Genomic DNA, 21,837 nt, shown 5'->3' on the forward strand with positions numbered 1-21,837 from the left:
TTTTTTTAAAATTGAATTACCTAAAGTTAGGTAGTTTATTTTTTCTTACCACGTTGTTGTGCAGCTTGTTGTTCTTGAGCTTGCTTCATCGCAGCGTCTAAACGCTCACGGAATTTACTCTTTTTAACAGGCTTCTTTTTGTTTTCTTCAATTTGAGCGTGAATTTTATCTTCATCAATTACGTAGTTTTTAATAATAAACATAATTGCAATAGTTAACAAGTTAGAAATGAAATAGTATAAACTTAATCCACTTGCATAGTTGTTAAAGAAGAATAACATCATTATAGGAGAGAAGTAGATCATCCACTTCATCATTTTACTCATGTCTGGCATCCCTTCTTGTGTAGGTGCCTGCATATTAGCTTGTTGACTTTGGTTCATTTTCATATAGAAGAAAATGGCCACAGATGCTAAAATTGGGAATAAACTTACGTGATCTCCATAAAATGGAATCTTAAAAGGAAGTTGAAAAACCGTATCATAAGAAGATAAGTCAGTAGCCCATAAGAATCCTTCTTGTCTAAAATCGATATTCGTAGGGAAGAATTTAAATAAAGCAAAGAATACTGGCATTTGCATTAATGCAGGAATACAACCCGACATCATGTTAACTCCAGCTTTTCGCTGTACCGCCATTATTTCTTGCTGACGCTTCATAGCGTTTTCTTTACCTGGGTACTTTTTGTTGATTTCTTCCATTTCTGGACGAATCACCTTCATCTTTGCACTCGATAAGTACGACTTGTATAATACTGGAGACATTAGTATACGTACAACAATCGTCATTAAAATGATGATTAATCCGTAGTTGCCAATAAATCCTTTTAACATGTTAAAAACAGGGTAAAATATTGTACGGTTTAGGAAACCGAAGATTCCCCAACCTAAATCGGCAATTTCGTCAAGGCTAGTACCTTTATATGACTTTAATAAATTATAATCGGTGGGTCCGTAAAACCATTGCATGTTATAATTTAATTCTCCGTTAGTTAAAGCTAAAGGAGCTTTTAATCCGTAGGTTTTAGTATAAACGCTATCTATATCTTCCCCAGCAAAATCAACAGATTTTAGCGTAGCGTTATTTAAAGGAGTTTCTGAGGTTAATACAGAAGAGAAGAAGTGTTGTTTAAACGCAACCCAGTCAATATCATTAACCACTTCATTATCGTTCATTTGTAGGTAATCTACTTCATCATCAGCTTTGTAATAGTAGTAAGAGTACATGTTTTCGGTTTGTAAACTCTTTTCGTGTCTAAAACCTTTTAAGTTCCAATCTAAGTTGATTTCTTGAGAACTGTTGATAACATTACTCAAACCTTGTGAACGAACAGCGAAACCTACACGGTAATCACCTTCTTTCATTTCATAACGGTACTCTAAGAATTTATCTTCAGCAACTTTTAACTTCATAGAAAGTACTTGCGCCTCTCCATTTTTAGTAAGGGTAGGAGTAAATAGTAAGTCTTGAGTGTTTAAAATTCGGTTGTCAGTAGTACCGAAATTGATGTTGAACGATGCGTTTTTGTCTTTAACTAAGTATAAAGGTAACGAATCGTACGTTTTATAGTTTTTAATTAAGGCTTCAATGATTTGCCCACCTTTGTTATCTACCGTTAACTTAACAAGGTCGTTTTCAATAGTAGTACTACCTTCTTTTGTTGTTGAAGCACCATAAGCAAAGGCTCCAAACTTATTTTGTAAAGCAATTTGCTGTAACGAATCGTTTTTAAAACGGTGTTTTCAGTTAAGTTGTTCTGAACGTTTTCGGTAGCGTTAGTGGTTTGTTCTGTTTGAGTAGTGGCTTCAGGAGTTTCGTCTGGTTTTTGGGTATTCATCCACCAAAGCATAATTCCTCCTAATAAAAGCATTCCGATAAAGGAATTTAAATCAAATTTTTTTTGTTCCATTGATATATGTTAAAATGTCAACTTGTCACTTAAAGTTTTCCTAGTTGTCTGAAAAACCCGACAAAGGTAGTAAAACCCCAAAGATTATTAGAGGATTTACAATGAATAATTTTGTTAAGAATATTAGCTCAAACAGTATTCCAAATTTATTGAGAAATAAAAAATCCTGTAATTTTAGTTACAGGATTTTTGAATTTATTTTTTAGAGTGTTTTAAAGCGGCTTTGATAAAATTCACAAATAAAGGATGTGGATTTAACACCGTACTCTTATATTCTGGATGGTATTGAACACCAACAAACCATGGGTGAGAGTCAATTTCAACAATTTCTACCAATCCAGTTTTAGGATTGATACCCGCAGTTTTCATTCCTGCTGCTTCTAATTGTTCTTTATATTCGTTATTGTATTCGTATCTGTGACGGTGACGTTCACTGATTAATTCTTCTTTATATGCTTGAAAAACTTTTGAATCTTGTGTTAATTGACAGTCCCAAGCGCCTAAACGCATTGTTCCACCTTTTTCAGTAACATCTTTTTGCTCTTCCATTAAGTTAATAACAGGATGTGCAACTTTAGGATCCATTTCGGTAGAGTTAGCATCTTTTAAGTTTAATACGTTACGAGCAAACTCAATAACTGCCATTTGCATACCTAAACAAATTCCTAAAAACGGAATGTTGTTTTCACGTACATATTGTACTGCTGCAATTTTTCCTTCGATACCTCTATCACCAAATCCTGGAGCTACTAAAACACCGTCTACACCTTCTAATTGTTTTATTGCACTTTCTGGAGTTAATTCTTCAGAGTGAATCCAACGAACATTAACTTTGGTTTTATTGGCAGCACCAGCGTGAATAAATGCTTCGGTGATTGATTTATAAGAATCGTGTAACTCTACGTATTTTCCTACTAAACCAATTTCAATAGTAGAAGTAGGGTTTTTATGACGCTCTAAAAAACGGTTCCAAGCAGTTAACTTAGGTTGTTTACGAGTAGATAAACGTAATTTGTCTAAAACAACATAGTCTAATCCTTCTTTAAACATTAAGTTAGGAACATCGTAAATAGTTTCAGCATCTAACGATTGAATTACGTTTTGTTTTTTAACATTACAGAATAATGCCAGTTTACGTTTAATGTCATCAGAAATTTCATGTTCTGAACGACACACTAAAATATCAGGACTAACACCACTTTGCATTAACATTTTTACAGAGTGTTGTGTAGGTTTTGTCTTTAATTCACCAGCAGCAGCCAAATAAGGAACTAAGGTTAAGTGAACAACTACAGCATTGTCTTCTCCTAAATCCCATTGTAATTGACGAACAGCTTCAATATAAGGTAATGATTCAATATCACCCACAGTTCCTCCAATTTCAGTAATAACGATGTCAAAATCACCAGTATTTCCTAAAATTTGAACTCTGTTCTTAATTTCATCTGTAATATGAGGAATTACCTGTACGGTTTTTCCTAAAAATTCCCCTTTACGCTCTTTGTTTATTACAGATTGATAAATTCTACCAGTAGTTACGTTGTTTGCTTGTGAAGTAGGAATGTTTAAGTAACGCTCGTAGTGTCCTAAATCTAAATCGGTTTCGGCACCATCATCAGTAACATAACATTCTCCATGTTCGTATGGATTTAATGTTCCTGGATCAATATTAATATATGGATCTAATTTTTGAATAGTTACAGAGTATCCTCTTTCTTGTAATAATTTAGCTAAAGAAGCGGCTATAATTCCTTTTCCTAGTGATGAAGTTACGCCTCCAGTTACAAAAACGTATTTTGTGTTGTTCATGGTGTTGTTAGGTTTGCGCAAAAGTAAGAAGTCTGGCAATTACAGCAAATAAAAAAAGAGAAAAAAGATTGTTTAAGTTTTAGTATTTTTGCCAAACCTACTTTTTTTGAAAAAAAATAAAAATAGGGTTTGTCAGACTGAAAAACTGTTGTATATTTGCCCACGCTTTTAGCAGACGGAATTTCACAAAAAGCAAAACATTATTTAAAGAAGATATTTAAGATATACTGTAATGAGTAAAAGAACGTACCAACCATCGAAAAGAAAAAGAAGAAACAAACACGGTTTCCGCGAAAGAATGGCTTCTGCTAATGGACGTAAAGTATTAGCTAGAAGAAGAGCAAAGGGAAGAAAAAAGTTGTCTGTTTCATCTGAATCAAGACCAAAGAAATAATGATTAACTATTGTTAATATTTAAAGGCGTTACTAATAAGTATCGCCTTTTTTTATAACCAAACAATTTTTATTTTTACACCACAACACAACACGAACTAAAATGCCTAAAAGACAAGACCTTAAATCGATTTTAATTATTGGATCAGGACCAATTGTTATTGGTCAAGCATGTGAATTTGACTATTCAGGATCGCAAGCATTAAGATCGTTGAGAGAAGACGGAATTGAAACTATCTTAATTAATTCGAACCCTGCAACGATTATGACAGACCCATCAATGGCTGATCATGTATACTTGTTGCCGCTTAATACAAAATCAATTGTTCAAATTTTAAAAGAACATCCACAAATTGACGCTGTTTTACCTACAATGGGAGGGCAAACAGCCTTAAACCTTTGTATTGAAGCTGATGAAAAAGGAATTTGGAAAGATTTTGATGTAGAGATTATTGGAGTAGATATTGATGCAATTAATATTACGGAAGATAGAGATAAGTTCCGTTTATTAATGGAAGAAATAGGTGTGCCAATGGCACCTCAAGCTACAGCTACTTCATTCTTAAAAGGAAAAGAAATAGCACAAGAGTTTGGTTTTCCATTATGTATTAGAGCTTCGTTTACTTTAGGAGGTGCAGGAGCTTCTATCGTTTATAATGAAGAAGAGTTTGAAGAATTATTATCAAGAGGATTAGAGATTTCTCCAATCCATGAGGTAATGATTGATAAAGCAATGATGGGGTGGAAAGAGTACGAGTTAGAGTTATTACGTGATGATAATGATAATGTTGTAATTATCTGTTCTATTGAAAACATGGATCCTATGGGAATCCATACAGGAGACTCTATTACAGTAGCTCCAGCCATGACGCTTTCGGATAAAACATTCCAAAAAATGCGTGACATGGCAATTAAAATGATGCGTTCTATCGGTGAATTTGCAGGAGGTTGTAACGTACAATTCGCTGTTTCACCAGATGAAAAAGAAGATATCATTGCAATTGAAATCAATCCTCGTGTATCTCGTTCATCTGCATTAGCATCAAAAGCAACTGGATATCCAATTGCAAAAATCGCAGCTAAACTAGCTACAGGATATACGTTAGATGAGTTAGACAACCAAATTACAAAGTCAACTTCAGCATTATTTGAACCAACATTAGACTATGTAATCGTGAAAATTCCTCGTTGGAACTTCGATAAATTTGAAGGATCTGACAGAACATTAGGATTACAAATGAAAGCGGTTGGAGAAGTAATGGGTATTGGACGTTCGTTCCAAGAAGCGTTACACAAAGCAACACAATCGTTAGAGATTAAGCGTAACGGAATAGGAGCAGACGGTAAAAGTTATAAAGATTACAACCAAATTAAAGACAAGTTAAAATATGCTTCTTGGGATCGTGTATTTGCTATTTATGACGCTATTCAAATAGGAATGCCGTTGAGTAAAATCCACGAAATCACTAAGATTGATATGTGGTACTTACGTCAATATGAAGAGTTGTATATGTTAGAAAAAGAAATTTCTACTTATACAATTGATACACTTGATAGAGAATTGTTATTGGAAGCTAAGCAAAAAGGATATGGTGATCGTCAAATCGCTCACATGTTAGGTTGTTTAGAAAGTGAAGTGTATAAAAAACGTGAAGAGTTAAAAATAAAACGTGTTTATAAATTAGTAGATACGTGTGCTGCGGAATTCAAGGCGCAAACTCCATATTACTATTCAACGTTTGAAAGTGAAATTGAAACTGCTAACGGAGAAGTTTTAGTATCAAACGAAAGTGTGGTTTCAGACAAGAAAAAAGTTATCGTTTTAGGATCAGGACCTAACCGAATTGGACAAGGAATTGAATTTGATTATTGTTGTGTTCACGGGGTATATGCAGCAAAAGAGTGTGGTTACGAAACCATTATGATTAACTGTAACCCAGAAACAGTTTCTACTGATTTTGATACGGCTGATAAGTTATACTTCGAACCAGTTTTCTGGGAACACATCTACGATATTATCAAGCACGAGAAACCAGAAGGAGTTATCGTTCAGTTAGGAGGACAAACTGCCTTAAAATTAGCTGAGAAATTAGAACGTTATGGAATTCCAATTATCGGAACAAGCTACAAAGCATTAGACTTAGCGGAAGATAGAGGTAGTTTCTCAACATTATTAAAAGATAACAATATCCCTTATCCTGAGTTTGGAGTTGCAGAAAATGCAGACGAAGCTTTAGCGTTAGCAGATGAGTTAGATTTCCCAATCTTAGTACGTCCATCATATGTATTAGGAGGTCAAGGAATGAAGATTGTAATCAATAAAGAGGAGTTATTAGAGCATGTAGTAGATTTATTACGTAAGATTCCTAATAACAAATTATTATTAGATCACTACTTAGAAGGAGCTATAGAAGCAGAAGCAGATGCTATTTGCGACGGTGAAAATGTGTACATCATCGGGATTATGGAGCACATTGAGCCTTGTGGAATTCACTCAGGAGATTCAAATGCAACTTTACCTGCGTTTAACTTAGGAGAGTTAGTGTTAGAACAAATTAGAGAGTACACAAAAACGATTGCTTTAGCATTGGATACAGTTGGATTAATCAACATTCAGTTTGCTATTAAAGATGATAAAGTATATATCATCGAAGCTAACCCACGTGCATCTCGTACAGTTCCATTTATAGCAAAAGCATATAAAGAACCTTACGTAAACTACGCAACTAAGGTGATGTTAGGAGAGAAAAAAGTAACTGATTTTGATTTCAATCCACAATTAGAAGGATTTGCAATTAAGCAACCAGTGTTCTCTTTCAATAAATTCCCGAATGTAAATAAGAAATTAGGACCAGAGATGAAGTCGACAGGAGAAAGTATCTTATTTATTGAAAGTTTAAGAGACGATCAGTTCTACGATTTATACGCAAGACGTAAAATGTATTTGAGTAAATAATTCTTTTTAGATAAGAGAACTGAGAGAATAGAAAATAGACAAAAAATCCGAAGTAAAATTTACTTCGGATTTTTTTATAACTTAATTTTCACATTGTATTTTTCTAGATCTTCAATGTAATCTTTAGCAACAAAATTATCGCTATTAAATTCTTCTTGTCGTTTCTTTTTCATTTCTAAACGTTTTATAGCTTCTAAAAAACGACGCATTTCTTTTTCATTGTTAATAATGATTCCAGGAACAGTTACTTGTTTGTTTTCATCACTTTTAGCAACCATAGTAAAGTAAGAAGAGTTACAGTGTTTAACCTTACTAGTTTGTATGTTTTGTGATTCAACACGAATACCTACTACCATAGAGGTTCTTCCTACATAATTGATAGAAGCTTTCATAGTAACTAACTCTCCAACATCTATCGGGTTTAAAAAATCAACTGTATCTACTGATGCTGTAACACAATAGGTTCCAGAGTGTTTTGATGCACAAGCAAAAGCTATTTGATCCATTAGTTTTAAAATGTATCCACCGTGAATTTTACCACTAAAATTGGCATGAGATGGAAGCATTAGCTCAGAAATGCTAATGCGAGTGTCTTCTATATTTCTAAAAATATTATTCATTATCATTGTTTAAACCTCTAAAATGAGGAGATTGTTCTTCTTCAACATGTGTGATGAAATATTTGGTATCACCAAGCCAAAAGAACGTACCAAAACGTTCTTTGTATGTAACTTTTACATAGCGACCTTGGTATTTTTGAAGTTTATCAATAACTTCTTTTTGATTATCTTCAACTGAAAAAGCAAAAATTTGAGCACCAGAAATTCCTTGGCTAATTTCTCCTTCCCAAGTTTTTACAACTACACCTTTATAACTAATTTTTATGAGCTCTCCTGAGCGAACTCCTTCGCTATAAGGAACAAAATAAATAAAAGCATAGTATAACGCTGCGATAAGAGCAATACCAATTAAAATTAGGCCTAAAATTTTTTTCATAGTGTTTAATTGAAGAATGTATAATAACAAAAGTAAGATTTATATTTTGACTTGTAAAATGAATTGAAAGTGGTAAGTTTGTGTTGCTTCAAAAAATGATGATTATGAATTATATTTTATTTGATGGTGATGTGCGTACTGCTTTGTTACCATTTACATATACAAGACCCGTAGCAGATATAAGAGTAGGTATTTTAACCATTAGAGAAAAGTGGGAAAAATACTTGGGTTTAACAACAACCACGGTAACCGAAGAATATTTAGAAGAGAAATATCCAATGGTTGAAATGGAAGAAAATGTATTGCTAAATGCTTCTTTTTTGCCAACAAAACCTTTGGTTGAAATGGTGAAGAATTTACAAGAAAATCAAGCGATATTTAAAGGAGAAGATGTTATAGCTTTTTTTACTTCAGATAATCAAGAAGAGGTGGATTTTTCTTCTTATGAGCATATAGAGTTTGAAGATGAGATTATTCAAATTAAAAATACATGGGATATTTTTTCTTTAAATGATAAGGCTATTCGTGCTGATTTTGATTTAATTACGGATGGAAGAAAATCACAACCAATTCCAGAAACAGTTAATTGTATTAATAGAGATGATATTTTTGTAGAGAAAGGAGCAAAGTTAACTTTTGCTACTTTAAATGCTTCAACAGGTCCTATTTATATTGGTAAGAATGCTGAAATTATGGAAGGTGTTGTAGTACGCGGAGCGTTAGCAATGTGTGAACATTCAGTGTTAAAATTAGGAGCGAAAATATACGGAGCAACTACTCTTGGACCTCATAGTAAAGTAGGAGGAGAGGTGAATAATTCTGTGTTATTTGGATATTCTAATAAAGGGCATGATGGGTTTTTAGGAAATTCAGTTTTAGGAGAATGGTGTAATATCGGAGCTGATAGCAATAATTCGAATTTGAAAAACAATTATGCTGAAGTTCGTTTATGGAATTACGAAACGGGTCGTTTTGCTAAAACAGGATTACAGTTTTGTGGTTTAATGATGGGAGATCATTCAAAATGCGGAATTAACACCATGTTTAATACCGGTACTGTTGTAGGTGTTTCTGCTAATATTTTTGGTAGTGGATTTCCAAGAAACTTTGTACCATCGTTTAGTTGGGGAGGAGCATCAGGTTTTACAGAATATAAAACGAATAAAGTTTTTGAAGTAGCCGAAGTGGTGATGGAAAGACGTGGTATTGCGTTTGATGATCAAGAAAAACAGATTTTAGAACACATTTTTGAAGAAACAAAACAATATAGAAATTATTAACATCAAAGGTCTTACTTTTTAGTAGGACCTTTTTTTATTAAAAGCTAACACGAAAAACAATATTAGGTGTCATTCCTAAAGAAACTTTGTCAACTTGTTCTTGTTGGTATTCAATCTCATTATCTGAATTTATAATAGGAATAGCATTATAAGTTCTACTTAAGATATTTTTTTGGTTGTAAATGTTTAAAACAGATACTCCTAATTTACCTTTCCATTTTTCAGAAAAATTAAACGTGTAAGTCATAGAAGCGTCTAAACGATGATAATTAGGGAGTCTAAGAGCGTTAATATTGTCTGTATCTATATAAACAACCGGAAAACCATTATCGGTTACATAAAAATCTCTTAAAGCAGTATAAGGATTTCCTGTTCTGTAAATCCAACCTAAAGAAAATTCATAAGCGTTTAATGTATAGGCATGAGACCATGAAAAATAATTTGTGATATCATGATTGGCAGGAAAATACTTGTTTTCTAAATCTAAAAATTTAAACCTGTTTTTGGTGTACGAATAGTTAACCCAAGTTCTGTAATTATTAATTTTTTTATTGATTAATATATCAATACCATATATTTTACCTATTCCGTCAGAAAAATCGTTGGTCTGATCGTTATAACCGCTCGTTAGCGAGGTCATACCAGTTACTTTTTTGTAGTAAGGTTCAATATCTATTTTCCAATTGTCTTTGTTAAAAATAATTCCTGTAGAAACTTGTAAACTTTTTTGAAGAGGAATGTCATCATCATTTACCTGTGCCCAAATTTGGTTTTCCAAGTCAAATCCTAAACTAGAGGATTGGAACTCTATGATTTGACTAAGTGTTTGGTGTTTTTGCTCATAAGAAGCTTTAAAACTAAAGTTAGTATTTAATTTTTTTTCAAGGTATAATCTAGGTTCTACAACAAGCTTTTTAATTTTAGAAAAGTAGTTAAAACGTACTCCAGTATTTATATTCCAGTTATCAGAGTCGTATAGATATTCTCCAAAAATTGAATGAGTATCGTTCGAGCTTTTATCATCTTGTTGAGAGCGATATTGATTTTCTCCTTGTAGACTGTATGAGTATTTTAAATCATATTCGGCCTCTGTAGATGTGAAATCGTATCCTAAAAGGATATCTGTTTTATCGTTAAGAGAGTAGTTTACATTATACGAAAGCCCCACATCATTTAAAGTATTGCTTTTGCTCGAAAATTCAACAAGAAAATCTTCGTAGTAACTATAATTGGCATTGTAGTCTAATGTAAAAGTAGAAAAATACCCTTTTACGTTATGAGTTGTTGTTTCGCTAGTTTCCTTTTTCCAATTAGCGCTCATACCAGTATTTTTAATATTTATCTGGTCGTGGTATTTGTCTTTATAATCAGGAACTGTAAAATCATTATACATTTTATTTTTAGTGTGTAAAAAACTAAACGTTAACGATTCTTCTTCAGAAGGATTAGTGATGAATTTTGCGGTGTAATCTGAAAAATTAAACTCATTATCTCTACTAAACTTTATGTTTTTATCAATAATATAATTTTCTTGATTGTTATTATATGTTTGAAATACTCTTGTAGATAATTTATTAAAAGTAAAAGTCTTTAAAATATTAGAATATGAGCTTCGAGCGGAAAAAGATAAAGCTGTTTGCTTTGATAAAGGAACGTTAATAAAAGCATCAGTATGTGTCATATTTAAGCCAAAGCTTCCAGTAATTTTTCCAGGAATTTCTTCAGAAGTTTTTATGTCGATTACTCCAGAAACTCTATTTCCATATCTAGCACTTGTACCACTTTTAGACAGCACAACTTCTTTGGTAGTGTATGGATTAAAAGCAGAAATCATTCCGAAAAAATGGCCTAAATAGTACGTTTTTATTCCATCCCAAAGTACTAAGTTTTGATTAGGAGTCCCTCCTCTAATATATATACCCGCAGCAGTTTCATCAGGACTTTGAACTCCAGGAATAATTTTTAAGCTTTCTAAAACATCAGGTTCTGTTAACCCAGGTAATACTCCAAGTTGTTTTGGTAAAATAGAAATAGCTCCATTTTTCTTTTTGTTAATTCCAGAGGTTATATAGTTGGTAACAAGAATTTCATTAAGAAGCGTATAATTTTCTTCACTAAGAGTCGTATTTTTTGTAATATAATAGTAGCGCTCGTTTATTTTTTTTAAAACAAAGGAAGTTTGACGCTCAATTTCCCCCAAGAGATATACTAATTCACAGTTTTTTTGTGAAAATGAAAAAATATCTTTTTGAATTATTTCAGGGTTATACGAAAATTTAACCCCAAAATTAGCTTCCGTTTGTTTTAGAACGTCTAATAAAGGAGTGTCTATAAAAGAAATGTCTATCTTTTCCTGAGAAAAAATAGACATTGCTAAGCATATAAAAAGTATACTTAATTTTATATTCATTAATTATATGTCAATATAACAGTACTATTTTTTGCTAATTTATAAGAAATTTTCATAGGAGCAAAAACAGTTTGTAATGCTATATTAACATCTTCATGTGTATAAGTACCTGTAAATCGTTTTTCGGTATCTATTTTTGAAGAATCAAACTTTAAGTTGAATTGGTTTTCTAATGCTTTAATTACTTGGTGTAAGGGAACATTAGTGAAAGAACTTTCGCCTTTTAACCAAGAAGGGCTATCTGAATTAAAAGTCCATTTTTCAGCTTTTTCATTATAATTTCTGTAAGCTTTTCCTAAGGTTAAAATAGTTTCATCATTGCTTTTAGAAGTAACTTTTACTTTTCCTTCGTAGCATAGAACTTCAAAATAATTTTCAGAAGTATTAACTGTAAATTTAGTTCCTAAAACTGTAACGTTACCCTCTGAAGTGTTTACAGTAAAAGATTTACCTTTTTCAACTTCAAAAAAAGCTTTACCTTTTAAAGATAACTCTCTATTACCATCCCACTTGTATTTTTTGTAGCTAACAGTAGAGTTAGGAGAAAGATGTACCGTTGAATTATCTGGTAAAGTTATAGTTGAATGCTCTCCGTAACTTGTAGAAATATTAATTGTACTATAATTAAAGTAAAAAAAGCTAAGTAGCAAAGCTATAGTAGCAACAGCGCCGTACATCCATGTAGGAATTAATTTAACGACTTTTTTCTCTGCCTTTTTAGATTGTAACTTGTTTTGAATTTGGATAAGCGCTTCTTTCTGATTATAATCAGGAGTTTTTAACAACTGAGAAGCATCATCAATGGCTTTAAATTGATGATAAACGTCAGATTGTTGAAATTCTTCCAGCTCTTTAGAGGAAAGCTCATTGGCTATCCATCTGGCTAAAAAAGTCTCATCTTTATAATTTAATTTCATTTCCTATTATTCGTGCTATTTGTATTAAAAACAATTAAAAAACTAATTACCCTACTACAAATAGTATTTTTTATTACACTTTACCTATTTGTTCTTTTAAAGTAAGTAATGCCTTACTCATTCTTTTCTCTACAGCCTTAACAGAAACACCAACAATTTCAGCAATTTCACTGTATTTTTTCTTATCTATTCTGCTTAGTAAAAAAACTTCTCGTTGCCTTTCAGGAAGGTCAGCAATCGCTTTTTTTAATTTTTTATGAAATTCATCTTCTTCCAATATAAACTGAGGAGTTTCTATTGATGTATTATTGGTAGTATTTTGTTTTTGATATTCTAATACCACTTTTTTATGAGCCACTTCATTTAAAAAGTGATTGTTTGCCACGGTATATAAAAAGGATTTAGCCTTTTCAAAAATTACTTTAGCGCAATTGTGCCATAATTTGATATAGGCTTCCTGAACGATATCTTCAGCTTGCTGAGTATCGCCACATTTATAGTAAATATAATTTCGTAAAGTTTGTGAGTGTTTATTGAAGACTTCTTCAAAGTTTTTTTGCTCACAAACAGATTTTAAGGGTTCATTTTCCATTAGACTGACTTCCTAATCATTAACAAAAATATAAAAATGTAACGAAGAGGTTTACTAATTGTTAATATAACTTAAAAATAGGTAGTTTTTTATGCGCTTTTTCATAGTGTGGAGTTTTGGTGTAAATCCAATACAGTTGCATTTGTGGATTTTTGGCAAAACTCTCATCGGTGCTTAGCTTTTCTTCAAACTGTTTCTTAATTGTAGGGTTTTCTTGTAAAAAAGCTTCAGCAATGTCCTCAAAAACATAGGCAGAGTAACCTTCCTTTTGTTGTAAAATAGTATCGAAGAAATTCCAGTTGAAGAAAGAATCTACAGCTTCGGCTTCTAAGGTTTCTATGATATAGCGAATTCCTGTTTGATTGGTAGGAATATAAATATCTCCTTTGTTGAATTTAATTTGTTGATTTTCTGTTTTGATAACTTCAGTATTGTAATGTAAATAGTGACCTTCGTAAGCAGTGTTTCGAGTTTCAAAATTTTTGATGTGCTGTGTTTCTACTGTTAAAATAGTATTATTCTTAAAACGAGTAAATTCAATATTGTTATTTTGTAATCGCTCCACAACTTCGCGCCAACCTTGTTCTAAAATATAAGCTTTAGGTATGGTAACTTCTTTTGTTGGGATATAATTGTTGTAATATGAAATTTCTTTAGTGTAAGGCTTTGTTCTGTCATAAAATAAACGCTTTCCGTTAGTAACCTTACTATCTATAAAAATACCTTCATATCCTTTAAAATTAAGTGTAGAAGGATTCTCTTTATCAACTGTAAAAGCAATAGGATATGTTTTTTTATTGATAATTTCCTGCACAGCATTTTTACGTAATTCTTTTATCTCATTACTTTTTTCTTTGGAAAAATCTAATGTTGAAAATAGTAGTTCATAAGTTTGCTCTACACGTGTTTTATAAGGTTTAAGCATGTGTGTTTCTACCATTAAGCCCAAGGTGTTGAATAGGCTAGTGTACCCAGTAGAATATCTTGGAGAATCAAAAAATTGAGACCAACCACTTTCAGGAGTTGTTCCCCAAACATTTACATACGGGGTTATAATAATATTTTTTTGAGCTAAAGATTGTTCAATTTCAGGGCGCATTTTGGTTTCAATGAACTCTCCTAACTTTCCACCTAATTGGTTATGTTGTGTAAATAGGTGGGTAATAGCATATTGATAGTCGGCGCCATTGCTTACATGATTATCAATAAAAACATCTGGATTTACAGTGTGAAATATTTCAGCAAACGCTGCTGCATTCTTAGTATCTTGTTTAATAAAATCACGATTTAGGTCATAGTTACGCACATTTCCTCTAAAACCATATTCTTTAGGACCATTTTGATTTGCTCTAGTATGAGAGTTTCTATTTAAAGCTCCACCAATATTATACACAGGAATAACACAAATCAAAGAGTTTTTATACTTGCTTTTTAAGGAGTCATTCTGAACGATGTCTCTTAATAGTAACATTGAAGCATCTATTCCGTCAGATTCTCCAGGGTGAATTCCGTTATTGATTAAAACCCTATTTTTTGAAGAGTTCTTAATTTGATTGATGTCTGTTTTTCCATCTGTATTAAAAACAGCTAAGTGTAAAGGTTTACTAATATCGGTTGTACCAATTTCAAATAAAGAAATTTCAGAATAGGTGTCAGCCAAACCTTTGTAATAAGAAATTACCTCATTATAAGTAGGTGTTTCTGTTCCGTTTGAAGTTTCAAACAACGTAGTAAAATCTTTTGTTTCTTTTTTAGACTCTTGTTTACAAGCAACAATAATTAGTAGTAATAATACAGCTAGCTTTTTCAATGGATAATATTTTAAGTGTTTAGAGGAAGCCTAGGTAATTAAACCTTTAATTATCACCCTGCGATTAAATTCTAACAGCATCAGGAACCAGACCAGTGTAATCTCCTTCGTTACGAATTACATCACGAACAATAGAGGATGAGATATAACTCTTACCAGAAGAGGTTAGTAAGAAAACAGTTTCAATTTCTGAGAGTTTTCTATTGGTATGGGCAATTGCCTTTTCAAACTCAAAATCTGCTGGATTTCGTAAACCTCTTAAAATAAATTGAGCATTTTGCTCTATACAAAAGTTTACGGTAAGTCCGCTGTAAGTTAGTACCTTTATTTTAGGTTCATGCTTAAAAGTTTCTTCAATAAAGCGTTTACGTTCTTCTAAAGAAAACATATATTTTTTATCAGCATTTACACCAATAGCGATGATTAGTTCATCAAAAAGTGTAACACCACGTTCAATAATATCTACATGTCCTAAAGTTATTGGGTCGAAAGATCCTGGAAAAATTGCTCTTTTCATTGTTAATTAGTTGTTTAAAGCCATTTCAATAGCATTTCCAAATAATTCAGTTAAAGAAATACCAGCATGATTGGCTTGTTGTGGTAAAATACTTGCTTCTGTTAATCCAGGAACAGTATTCATTTCTAAGAAATGAGGAACGTCATTTACCAGAATATATTCAGAACGTGAAAATCCGCTCATATTTAAAATTTCGTACACACGTTTAGCAATATCATTTACGCTCTTCTCTTGAGCTTCTGTTAAACGCGCTGGAGTAATTTCTTGCGATTCTCCTTCATATTTAGCTTTATAATCAAAGAAATCATTATCAGAAACAATTTCAGTAATTGGTAATACTTTAGTTTCTCCTTTGTACTGAATTACACCCACAGAAACTTCAGTTCCATCTAAAAAACTTTCAATTAATATTTCTGAATCTTCCTCGTAGGCTTTTTCAATAGCAGGAATTAATTCTTCTTGTGTATATACTTTAGAGATTCCGAAGCTAGATCCCGCACCGTTAGGTTTTACAAAGCAAGGTAATCCTACTTTTTCAATGATAGTATCAGTGTTGATTTTATCTCCTATATTTAAATAAACGGAAGTTGCAGCCGGAATTCCATATTCTTTTAGTACACTTAATGTGTCTCGTTTATTAAAAGTTAATGCCATTTGATAGAATGGGGCAGAAGTATGTTTTAATCCGATAAGGTTAAAATATGCTAGAATTACTCCATTTTCACCAGGAGTACCATGAATGGCATTAAAAACAGCATCAAAAGTGATTTTAGTTCCGTCAATTTCAGCAGAAAAATCATGCTTATTAACAGGGTGTTCATTTTCTTCATCATCAACCAAAACCCATTTATCTTTTAAAATATGAACTCTATACGGGTTGTATTTTTCTTTATTAAGATGTTTGTAAACTACATTACCACTTTTTAAAGATATACCTACTTCTGAGGAATATCCTCCCATAATAATAGCGATGTTTTTTTTCACTTTATTTATATTTCAATTACTGTTTTGTTGTTGTTTTCTTAAAATCCCAATGTAGGATTATACAAACTTACCAAAAAAACTCGTTTAAGACTTGTTGATTTGAAAATAGTACTATTTTTACTGTACATTTGTGCGATCTTACAAAAAAATGATATGAGTAATTTAACAGAAAAGTCTGGAGGTTTATTTCAATTTATTAAAAGTAAATCTTTTTTAACAAACGTAATTATAGCAGTTGTAGCAATATTTATATTCGTATTCGGACTACAATGGTGGCTTGGAGTAACGACAAACCACAACCAAAAAATACAAGTGCCAAACTTGCACAAAATGTCTTTAGATGAAGTAACACAAAAGTTAGACGAATTGAACTTAGATTTTGTAGTGATTGATAGTGCTAGTTATAACCCTGAATATCCTAAAAAATCGATTATTGAACAAGATCCAGAAGCAGGGGATTTTGTAAAAGAAAAACGTAAAATATATTTAACATTAAATCCGTCTAAGTACAGAGATGTTGTAATACCTGATTTAAATGGACGAACAAGACGTCAAGCAACTACACATTTACGTTCTATAGGGTTTAAAGTAGGAAATAATGTTACTTGGGTACACGATATAGGAAAGGATGTAGTTCGTGGATTAAAACATAACGGACAAAAAATAGAACCAGGAACAAAATTACCAAAACAAACAACCATCGATTTAATTTTAGGAGATGGTAACGGAAACTAATTTTAATATTGATTGATGCAGGAAGAGACGACTCCAGATTTTGAGAATGATGATTTATACGAACACCATCGGTTTGTAGCTACTGATGGTCAAGTACCTTTACGAGTAGATAAGTTTTTAATGAATTTTATTGAAAATGCTACTCGAAATAAAATACAACAAGCAGCCAAAGCAGGAAATGTGCTGGTAAATGATGTTGTAGTAAAACCAAACTACAAAGTAAAACCAAAGGATGTGGTTAGAGTGGTGTTAACCTATCCACCACATGAGAATTTATTGGTTGCTGAAGATATTCCGATTGATATCGTGTATGAAGATGACGAGGTAATTGTAGTAAACAAGCCAGCAGGAATGGTGGTGCACCCAGGTCATGGAAACTATTCAGGAACGTTAGTAAATGGGTTAATTCACCATATAGAAAACTTACCTAAAAATTCGAATGAACGTCCAGGTTTGGTGCACCGTATTGATAAAGATACTAGTGGATTGTTAGTTGTTGCAAAAACTGAATATGCAATGGCACATTTATCGAAACAGTTTTTCGATAGAGCTACAGAACGTTTGTACTATGCTTTAGTTTGGGGAAATATAGAAGAAGATCAAGGTACTATAGAAGGGAACATAGGACGTAGTTTGAAAAATCGCTTACAAATGGATGTTTTTCCTGATGGAGAACACGGAAAACATGCAGTGACACATTATAAAGTTATAGAGCGATTAACGTATGTAACTTTGGTACAATGTAAGTTAGAAACGGGTAGAACACATCAAATTAGAGCGCACTTTAAACATATAGGACATACCTTATTTAACGATGAGCGTTATGGAGGTGATACAATTTTAAAAGGAACTACATTTACTAAGTATAAACAATTTGTTGAGAACTGTTTTAAGGTTTTACCAAGACAAGCGTTACATGCAAAAACGTTAGGATTTACGCATCCAACTACAGGAGAGTTTTTACAATTTAACTCTGAAATTCCTGAGGATATTGAAGCATGTTTGGCAAAATGGCGTACCTATTCTGAAAACTCTAAATTAGAAGAGTAAACCAGTAAGATTAATTATTTTTTTTCAACAAATTCTTAGGGTTGTGTTTTCTAATCTTAATTTTAACATGCTTAGAAGCTGGCATGTTACTTCCTGCTACTACATTATGAATAGATACTAATACATTAGTTTCAGGGAAATACGTAACTGTATTTTTTTCAGGAATAGGATATTCAACAATAATGAAAAGTGGAGCAATACGCTCGGTATTATTGTCATAGTTGAATAAATCTACTTTATCGCCTGCTTTAAATCCAGCTTTTTCTATATCTTTTTTATTCATAAAAATTACACGACGCTCGTTATATACTCCGCGGTAGCGATCATCTAATCCGTAAATAGTGGTGTTAAACTGATCGTGTGTTCTTACAGTAGCCATTAAATATTCATCGTCGGCAAGTGTGTTTTGAGGTAATTTAGTTATAGAAAACGGAACACGGTCACCAAATTCTTTTGTTTTAAAGCTTCCTTCACGAGCACCGTTAGGTAGGTAGAATCCACCTTTTTGTTTTACACGAACATTGTAGTTTTCAAAACCAACAATACATTTTTCAATATCATCTCTTACAGCATCATAACTGTTCATGTAACGATTCCAATCAACCACACTTTTGTTTCCTAAAGTAGCTTTTGCCATTCGACAAACGATATGAGTTTCGTTGATTAGTTTATCTGAAATTGGCTGTAACATTCCTCTTGACCATTCTACAATTCCCATTGCATTTTCGGTACTTACATGTTGTAATTCACCATTTATAATATCTGTTTCACTTCGGGAAATTGTAGGTAAAATTATAGATTCTTTACCGTGAATTAAATGGGTTCTATTAAGTTTAGTAGAAACAGAAACAGATAGGTTCAGTTGTCTTAATCCGTTTGCTGTATAGGTAGTGTCTGGAGTAGCTGATAAGAAATTTCCACCCATGCTAAAGTGTACTTTTATTTTTCCTTCATTCATTGCTTTTATGGTGTCAACCACATCATAACCGTTTTCTCTTGGTGGATTAAAACCAAAAACTTCTTCAAGTTTATCTAGTTGTTCTTGCGAAGGGTGATTATTGATCAACATTGTTCTGTTTCCTTGCACGTTACTATGTCCGCGAACAGGACAAGAACCGGCTCCAGGTTTACCGATACTTCCTTTTAAGAATAATAGGTTTAAAACTTCTTTTAAAATATCAACTCCGTTAGGTTGTTGGGTAAGTCCCATTCCCCAGCAAATAATAATTCTATTTTTATAAGCTAACATTTCTGCAGCTTTACGGATATCTTCTAATGAAACACCAGAAGCTTTTGCTAGCTCTTCAAGGTTATAGTTTTCTATTTGTTTGATTAGTTCTTCATAACCAACCGTTTTATTTTTAATAAAATCTTGATCAAAAACTTTTCCAGGGGTTTCCTTTTCAAAACATAATAGTAATTGTTCAATTGCTTTTAGAAGGGCTAAATCTCCATTGATTTTTACAGGAAGATACAAATCTGCGAGTTGAACCCCTTTTCCTAAAATACCATTTACTTTTTGAGGATCTTTAAAGCCCATTAAACCTGCTTCAGGAAGCGGATTAACAGCGATGATTTTAGCTCCGTTCTTTTTCCCTTTTTCAAGAGCACTCAACATTCGTGGTGAGTTTGTTCCAGGGTTTTGCCCGATAATTATTACAATATCAGTATCGTAAAAATCGTTTAAAGTAGCAGTTCCTTTTCCAATACCTGTTGTTTGAGCTAAGGCAAAACCAGAGGTTTCATGGCACATGTTAGAGCAATCAGGAAAGTTGTTGGTTCCGAATTCGCGAACAAAAAGTTGATAAACAAATGAAGCTTCATTACTTGTTCTTCCTGAAGTGTAAAAAGCTGCGTTATTAGGAGATTCTAATTTGTTTAAGTGTTCGGCAATTTTGCTAAAAGCATTATCCCAAGTTATAGGCTCGTAGTGGGTACCGTCTTTTGGAAGATACATAGGTTCAGAAAGGCGACCTAAGTGTCCGATTTCATAATCAGTTAATTGAGATAAATCATACACAGAATTTTGTTTGAAAAAATCTGCAGTAATTCTTTTACTAGTGGCTTCTTCAGCTAAAGCTTTGGCTCCGTTTTCACAGTATTCAGCAATAGGAGAACGTTCATCATCAGGATCAGGCCAAGCGCAACTAGGACAATCAAAACCATCAAACTGATTCATTTTAAACAAGGCTTTTCCACCTCTAACCAAAGCTTTATCGTTTATTAAGCTTTTTATAGCGTTCGTAACTCCAGGAATACCAGCAGCCCAGTCTTTTGGTTTACCAGTTCTTAGACTTAATAACTTATACGGAGGTTCAGCAGAAGCTTGTTTTTTAGGTTTATTCTCCATGATTTCTCTCTAATCTTAAGAAGATAAAGTTAAGAAAAAATAAAGGAGATTGTAGTAGGTTGAGAGATTTTGTAGTTACATTGAATAATGTAACCTATAATAGAATTAACTTTTAAGAACTACCTTTTTAAGTAGTTTCTTTTTCTTTTTTGATGCTTTTGAAAGTCGGATAAGATTGTTTATTCCAATAACAACTAAGATAGAAATACAAGCAGCTGTTCCTAATGCGCCTCCATAACCATTAAAAAAATAGGACTAACCGTATATATGAATCCGAAAACTATTCCTGCGAAAATAATTGAAATATAGTTTCGAGTAAGCTTTCCAGAGGTCATTCCAACAAAAGAAGCACCAAAAAATACCCAAGGAATTTGGTTGGTTATATCTTTTGGAAATAACTCAGGAAAAAGGAAGCATACACCAGCAACAATAAGTGTTAATAGGGCAGAGGCTCTAACTGGACCTTGTTTGTATTTTGTGCTTACTAAAAAGGTTAAAAAAGCTCCGAGTATGCTTGTTAAATATATTGTTATAGTAGTTAGCATTATGATAGAATTAACAATAATAAAGATGAGATAACAACGCTACCAAAAGCAAGAGTACCTAGTTTACCACCAACTCCATGAAACAGATTTTTTGAAAACATATAAAAGATACCAGCTATCATACCTGCAATGAGTATAAAACTATAATCGATTGCAACGTGTTTTTGTGACATTCCTACAAAACAACCACAGTACATGGCATTAGGTATATTTTGTAAAACTTTTGACTGTTTATTCAAATTGGGTAAAAAGGAAGCAATTGTTCCAATAAGTGCTGCTGCTAAAACAGAATTCAAAGGAGTAAAAAGATGCAAATAACTTGTAAGTAGCGCACCAGCGATAACAAAAATCATTACATAGAAAGGCTCAAAATCTACTTCTTTAATTTTAAAGAATTTTATGTAGGTGTAAATTATGAGTGCAGTAATAAGTGTTGTTAACGATATTACGGCAAAAACATTTTTATGTTCAAGCAATAATGCAGTAATAAATGCGAATTGAGTAAGAACTAAAAAGATGATTGAAAAAAAGTGAAAATATTTTTGTCTCAAACCTGAGTAACGCTGCTTTTAAATAGAGTTGCA

The 21,837-nt window shown here is 32.4% G+C and carries 17 protein-coding genes and 1 pseudogene; 5 read left to right on the forward strand and 13 right to left on the reverse strand.

The annotated features are described in order from the left end of the window. Window positions 1-35: 35 nt before the first annotated feature. Both yidC and OU788_RS07025 read right to left on the reverse strand, forming a co-directional pair. Window positions 36-1,909 (reverse strand): annotated as a pseudogene (yidC, locus tag OU788_RS07020) (membrane protein insertase YidC). 195 nt (window positions 1,910-2,104) lie between these two features. After that, window positions 2,105-3,718: a CTP synthase gene (locus tag OU788_RS07025; RefSeq protein ID WP_274634505.1), complete on the reverse strand. Its 1,614-nt coding sequence runs from the start codon at window positions 3,716-3,718 to the stop codon at window positions 2,105-2,107. A 232-nt stretch (window positions 3,719-3,950) separates the two neighbouring features. On the opposite strand from OU788_RS07025, the gene rpmH reads away from it, so the two are divergent. Both rpmH and carB read left to right on the forward strand, forming a co-directional pair. After that, a complete protein-coding gene (gene rpmH / locus OU788_RS07030) occupies window positions 3,951-4,112 on the forward strand; it encodes a 50S ribosomal protein L34 (protein WP_028891113.1) in 162 nt (53 codons plus the stop codon). Between the two features lie 102 nt (window positions 4,113-4,214). Continuing rightward, entirely contained in the window at window positions 4,215-7,067 is a 2,853-nt protein-coding gene (carB, locus tag OU788_RS07035) for a carbamoyl-phosphate synthase large subunit (protein WP_274634506.1), read from the forward strand. A gap of 74 nt (window positions 7,068-7,141) precedes the next feature. On the opposite strand, the gene OU788_RS07040 is transcribed toward carB, so the two are convergent. Continuing rightward, the gene (locus tag OU788_RS07040; RefSeq protein ID WP_274634507.1) at window positions 7,142-7,687 is read right to left on the reverse strand and encodes an acyl-CoA thioesterase; all 546 of its coding nucleotides are present in this window, start codon (window positions 7,685-7,687) and stop codon (window positions 7,142-7,144) included. Further along, complete coding sequence (locus tag OU788_RS07045; protein WP_274634508.1) at window positions 7,680-8,063, reverse strand: 6-phosphogluconate dehydrogenase; 384 nt, start codon at window positions 8,061-8,063, stop codon at window positions 7,680-7,682. Before OU788_RS07045 ends, OU788_RS07040 begins: the two co-directional genes overlap by 8 nt. A 104-nt stretch (window positions 8,064-8,167) precedes the next feature. Between OU788_RS07045 and OU788_RS07050 the strand changes: the two genes are divergently transcribed. After that, window positions 8,168-9,343, forward strand: coding sequence for a GlmU family protein (locus OU788_RS07050; protein WP_274634509.1), 1,176 nt, complete (start codon window positions 8,168-8,170; stop codon window positions 9,341-9,343). Window positions 9,344-9,380: 37 nt separating this feature from the next. Here the strand turns inward: OU788_RS07050 and OU788_RS07055 are convergent, their stop codons facing one another. From OU788_RS07055 to OU788_RS07080, 6 genes are all read right to left on the reverse strand, one after another. After that, window positions 9,381-11,714: a TonB-dependent receptor plug domain-containing protein gene (locus tag OU788_RS07055; RefSeq protein WP_274634510.1), complete on the reverse strand. Its 2,334-nt coding sequence runs from the start codon at window positions 11,712-11,714 to the stop codon at window positions 9,381-9,383. A 38-nt stretch (window positions 11,715-11,752) separates the two neighbouring features. Then, a complete protein-coding gene (locus OU788_RS07060) occupies window positions 11,753-12,670 on the reverse strand; it encodes a FecR family protein (RefSeq protein WP_274634511.1) in 918 nt (305 codons plus the stop codon). Between the two features lie 73 nt (window positions 12,671-12,743). After that, the gene (locus OU788_RS07065) at window positions 12,744-13,262 is read right to left on the reverse strand and encodes an RNA polymerase sigma factor (RefSeq protein WP_274634512.1); all 519 of its coding nucleotides are present in this window, start codon (window positions 13,260-13,262) and stop codon (window positions 12,744-12,746) included. Window positions 13,263-13,323: 61 nt separating this feature from the next. Next, the gene (locus OU788_RS07070) at window positions 13,324-15,072 is read right to left on the reverse strand and encodes a M14 family metallopeptidase (RefSeq protein ID WP_274634513.1); all 1,749 of its coding nucleotides are present in this window, start codon (window positions 15,070-15,072) and stop codon (window positions 13,324-13,326) included. 64 nt (window positions 15,073-15,136) lie between these two features. After that, window positions 15,137-15,589 carry a pantetheine-phosphate adenylyltransferase gene (coaD, locus tag OU788_RS07075; protein WP_274634514.1) on the reverse strand — a complete coding sequence of 151 codons (453 nt, stop codon included), beginning with the start codon at window positions 15,587-15,589 and terminating at the stop codon, window positions 15,137-15,139. Between the two features lie 6 nt (window positions 15,590-15,595). Further along, entirely contained in the window at window positions 15,596-16,573 is a 978-nt protein-coding gene (locus tag OU788_RS07080; RefSeq protein ID WP_274634515.1) for a D-alanine--D-alanine ligase, read from the reverse strand. Between the two features lie 153 nt (window positions 16,574-16,726). On the opposite strand from OU788_RS07080, the gene OU788_RS07085 reads away from it, so the two are divergent. Continuing rightward, window positions 16,727-17,308 (forward strand): PASTA domain-containing protein, encoded by a 582-nt coding sequence (locus OU788_RS07085; protein ID WP_274634516.1) that lies wholly within the window; start codon window positions 16,727-16,729, stop codon window positions 17,306-17,308. A gap of 15 nt (window positions 17,309-17,323) precedes the next feature. After that, on the forward strand, window positions 17,324-18,358 hold the full coding sequence (locus OU788_RS07090; RefSeq protein WP_274634517.1) for an RluA family pseudouridine synthase: 1,035 nt from the start codon (window positions 17,324-17,326) through the stop codon (window positions 18,356-18,358). A gap of 10 nt (window positions 18,359-18,368) precedes the next feature. Here OU788_RS07090 and OU788_RS07095 read toward each other — a convergent pair whose 3' ends face one another. The 3 genes from OU788_RS07095 to OU788_RS07105 all read right to left on the reverse strand — a co-directional run bounded on the left by OU788_RS07095 (window position 18,369) and on the right by OU788_RS07105 (window position 21,804). After that, window positions 18,369-20,708, reverse strand: coding sequence for an FdhF/YdeP family oxidoreductase (locus OU788_RS07095; RefSeq protein WP_274634518.1), 2,340 nt, complete (start codon window positions 20,706-20,708; stop codon window positions 18,369-18,371). 221 nt (window positions 20,709-20,929) lie between these two features. Then, entirely contained in the window at window positions 20,930-21,253 is a 324-nt protein-coding gene (locus OU788_RS07100; RefSeq protein ID WP_274634519.1) for a hypothetical protein, read from the reverse strand. After that, on the reverse strand, window positions 21,253-21,804 hold the full coding sequence (locus OU788_RS07105) for a hypothetical protein (RefSeq protein ID WP_274634520.1): 552 nt from the start codon (window positions 21,802-21,804) through the stop codon (window positions 21,253-21,255). The genes OU788_RS07100 and OU788_RS07105 overlap by 1 nt, the downstream gene beginning before the upstream one ends. Window positions 21,805-21,837 lie beyond the last annotated feature (33 nt).

This window comes from Tenacibaculum sp. L6, from assembly GCF_028823685.1.
In the GTDB taxonomy this organism is placed as follows: domain Bacteria; phylum Bacteroidota; class Bacteroidia; order Flavobacteriales; family Flavobacteriaceae; genus Polaribacter.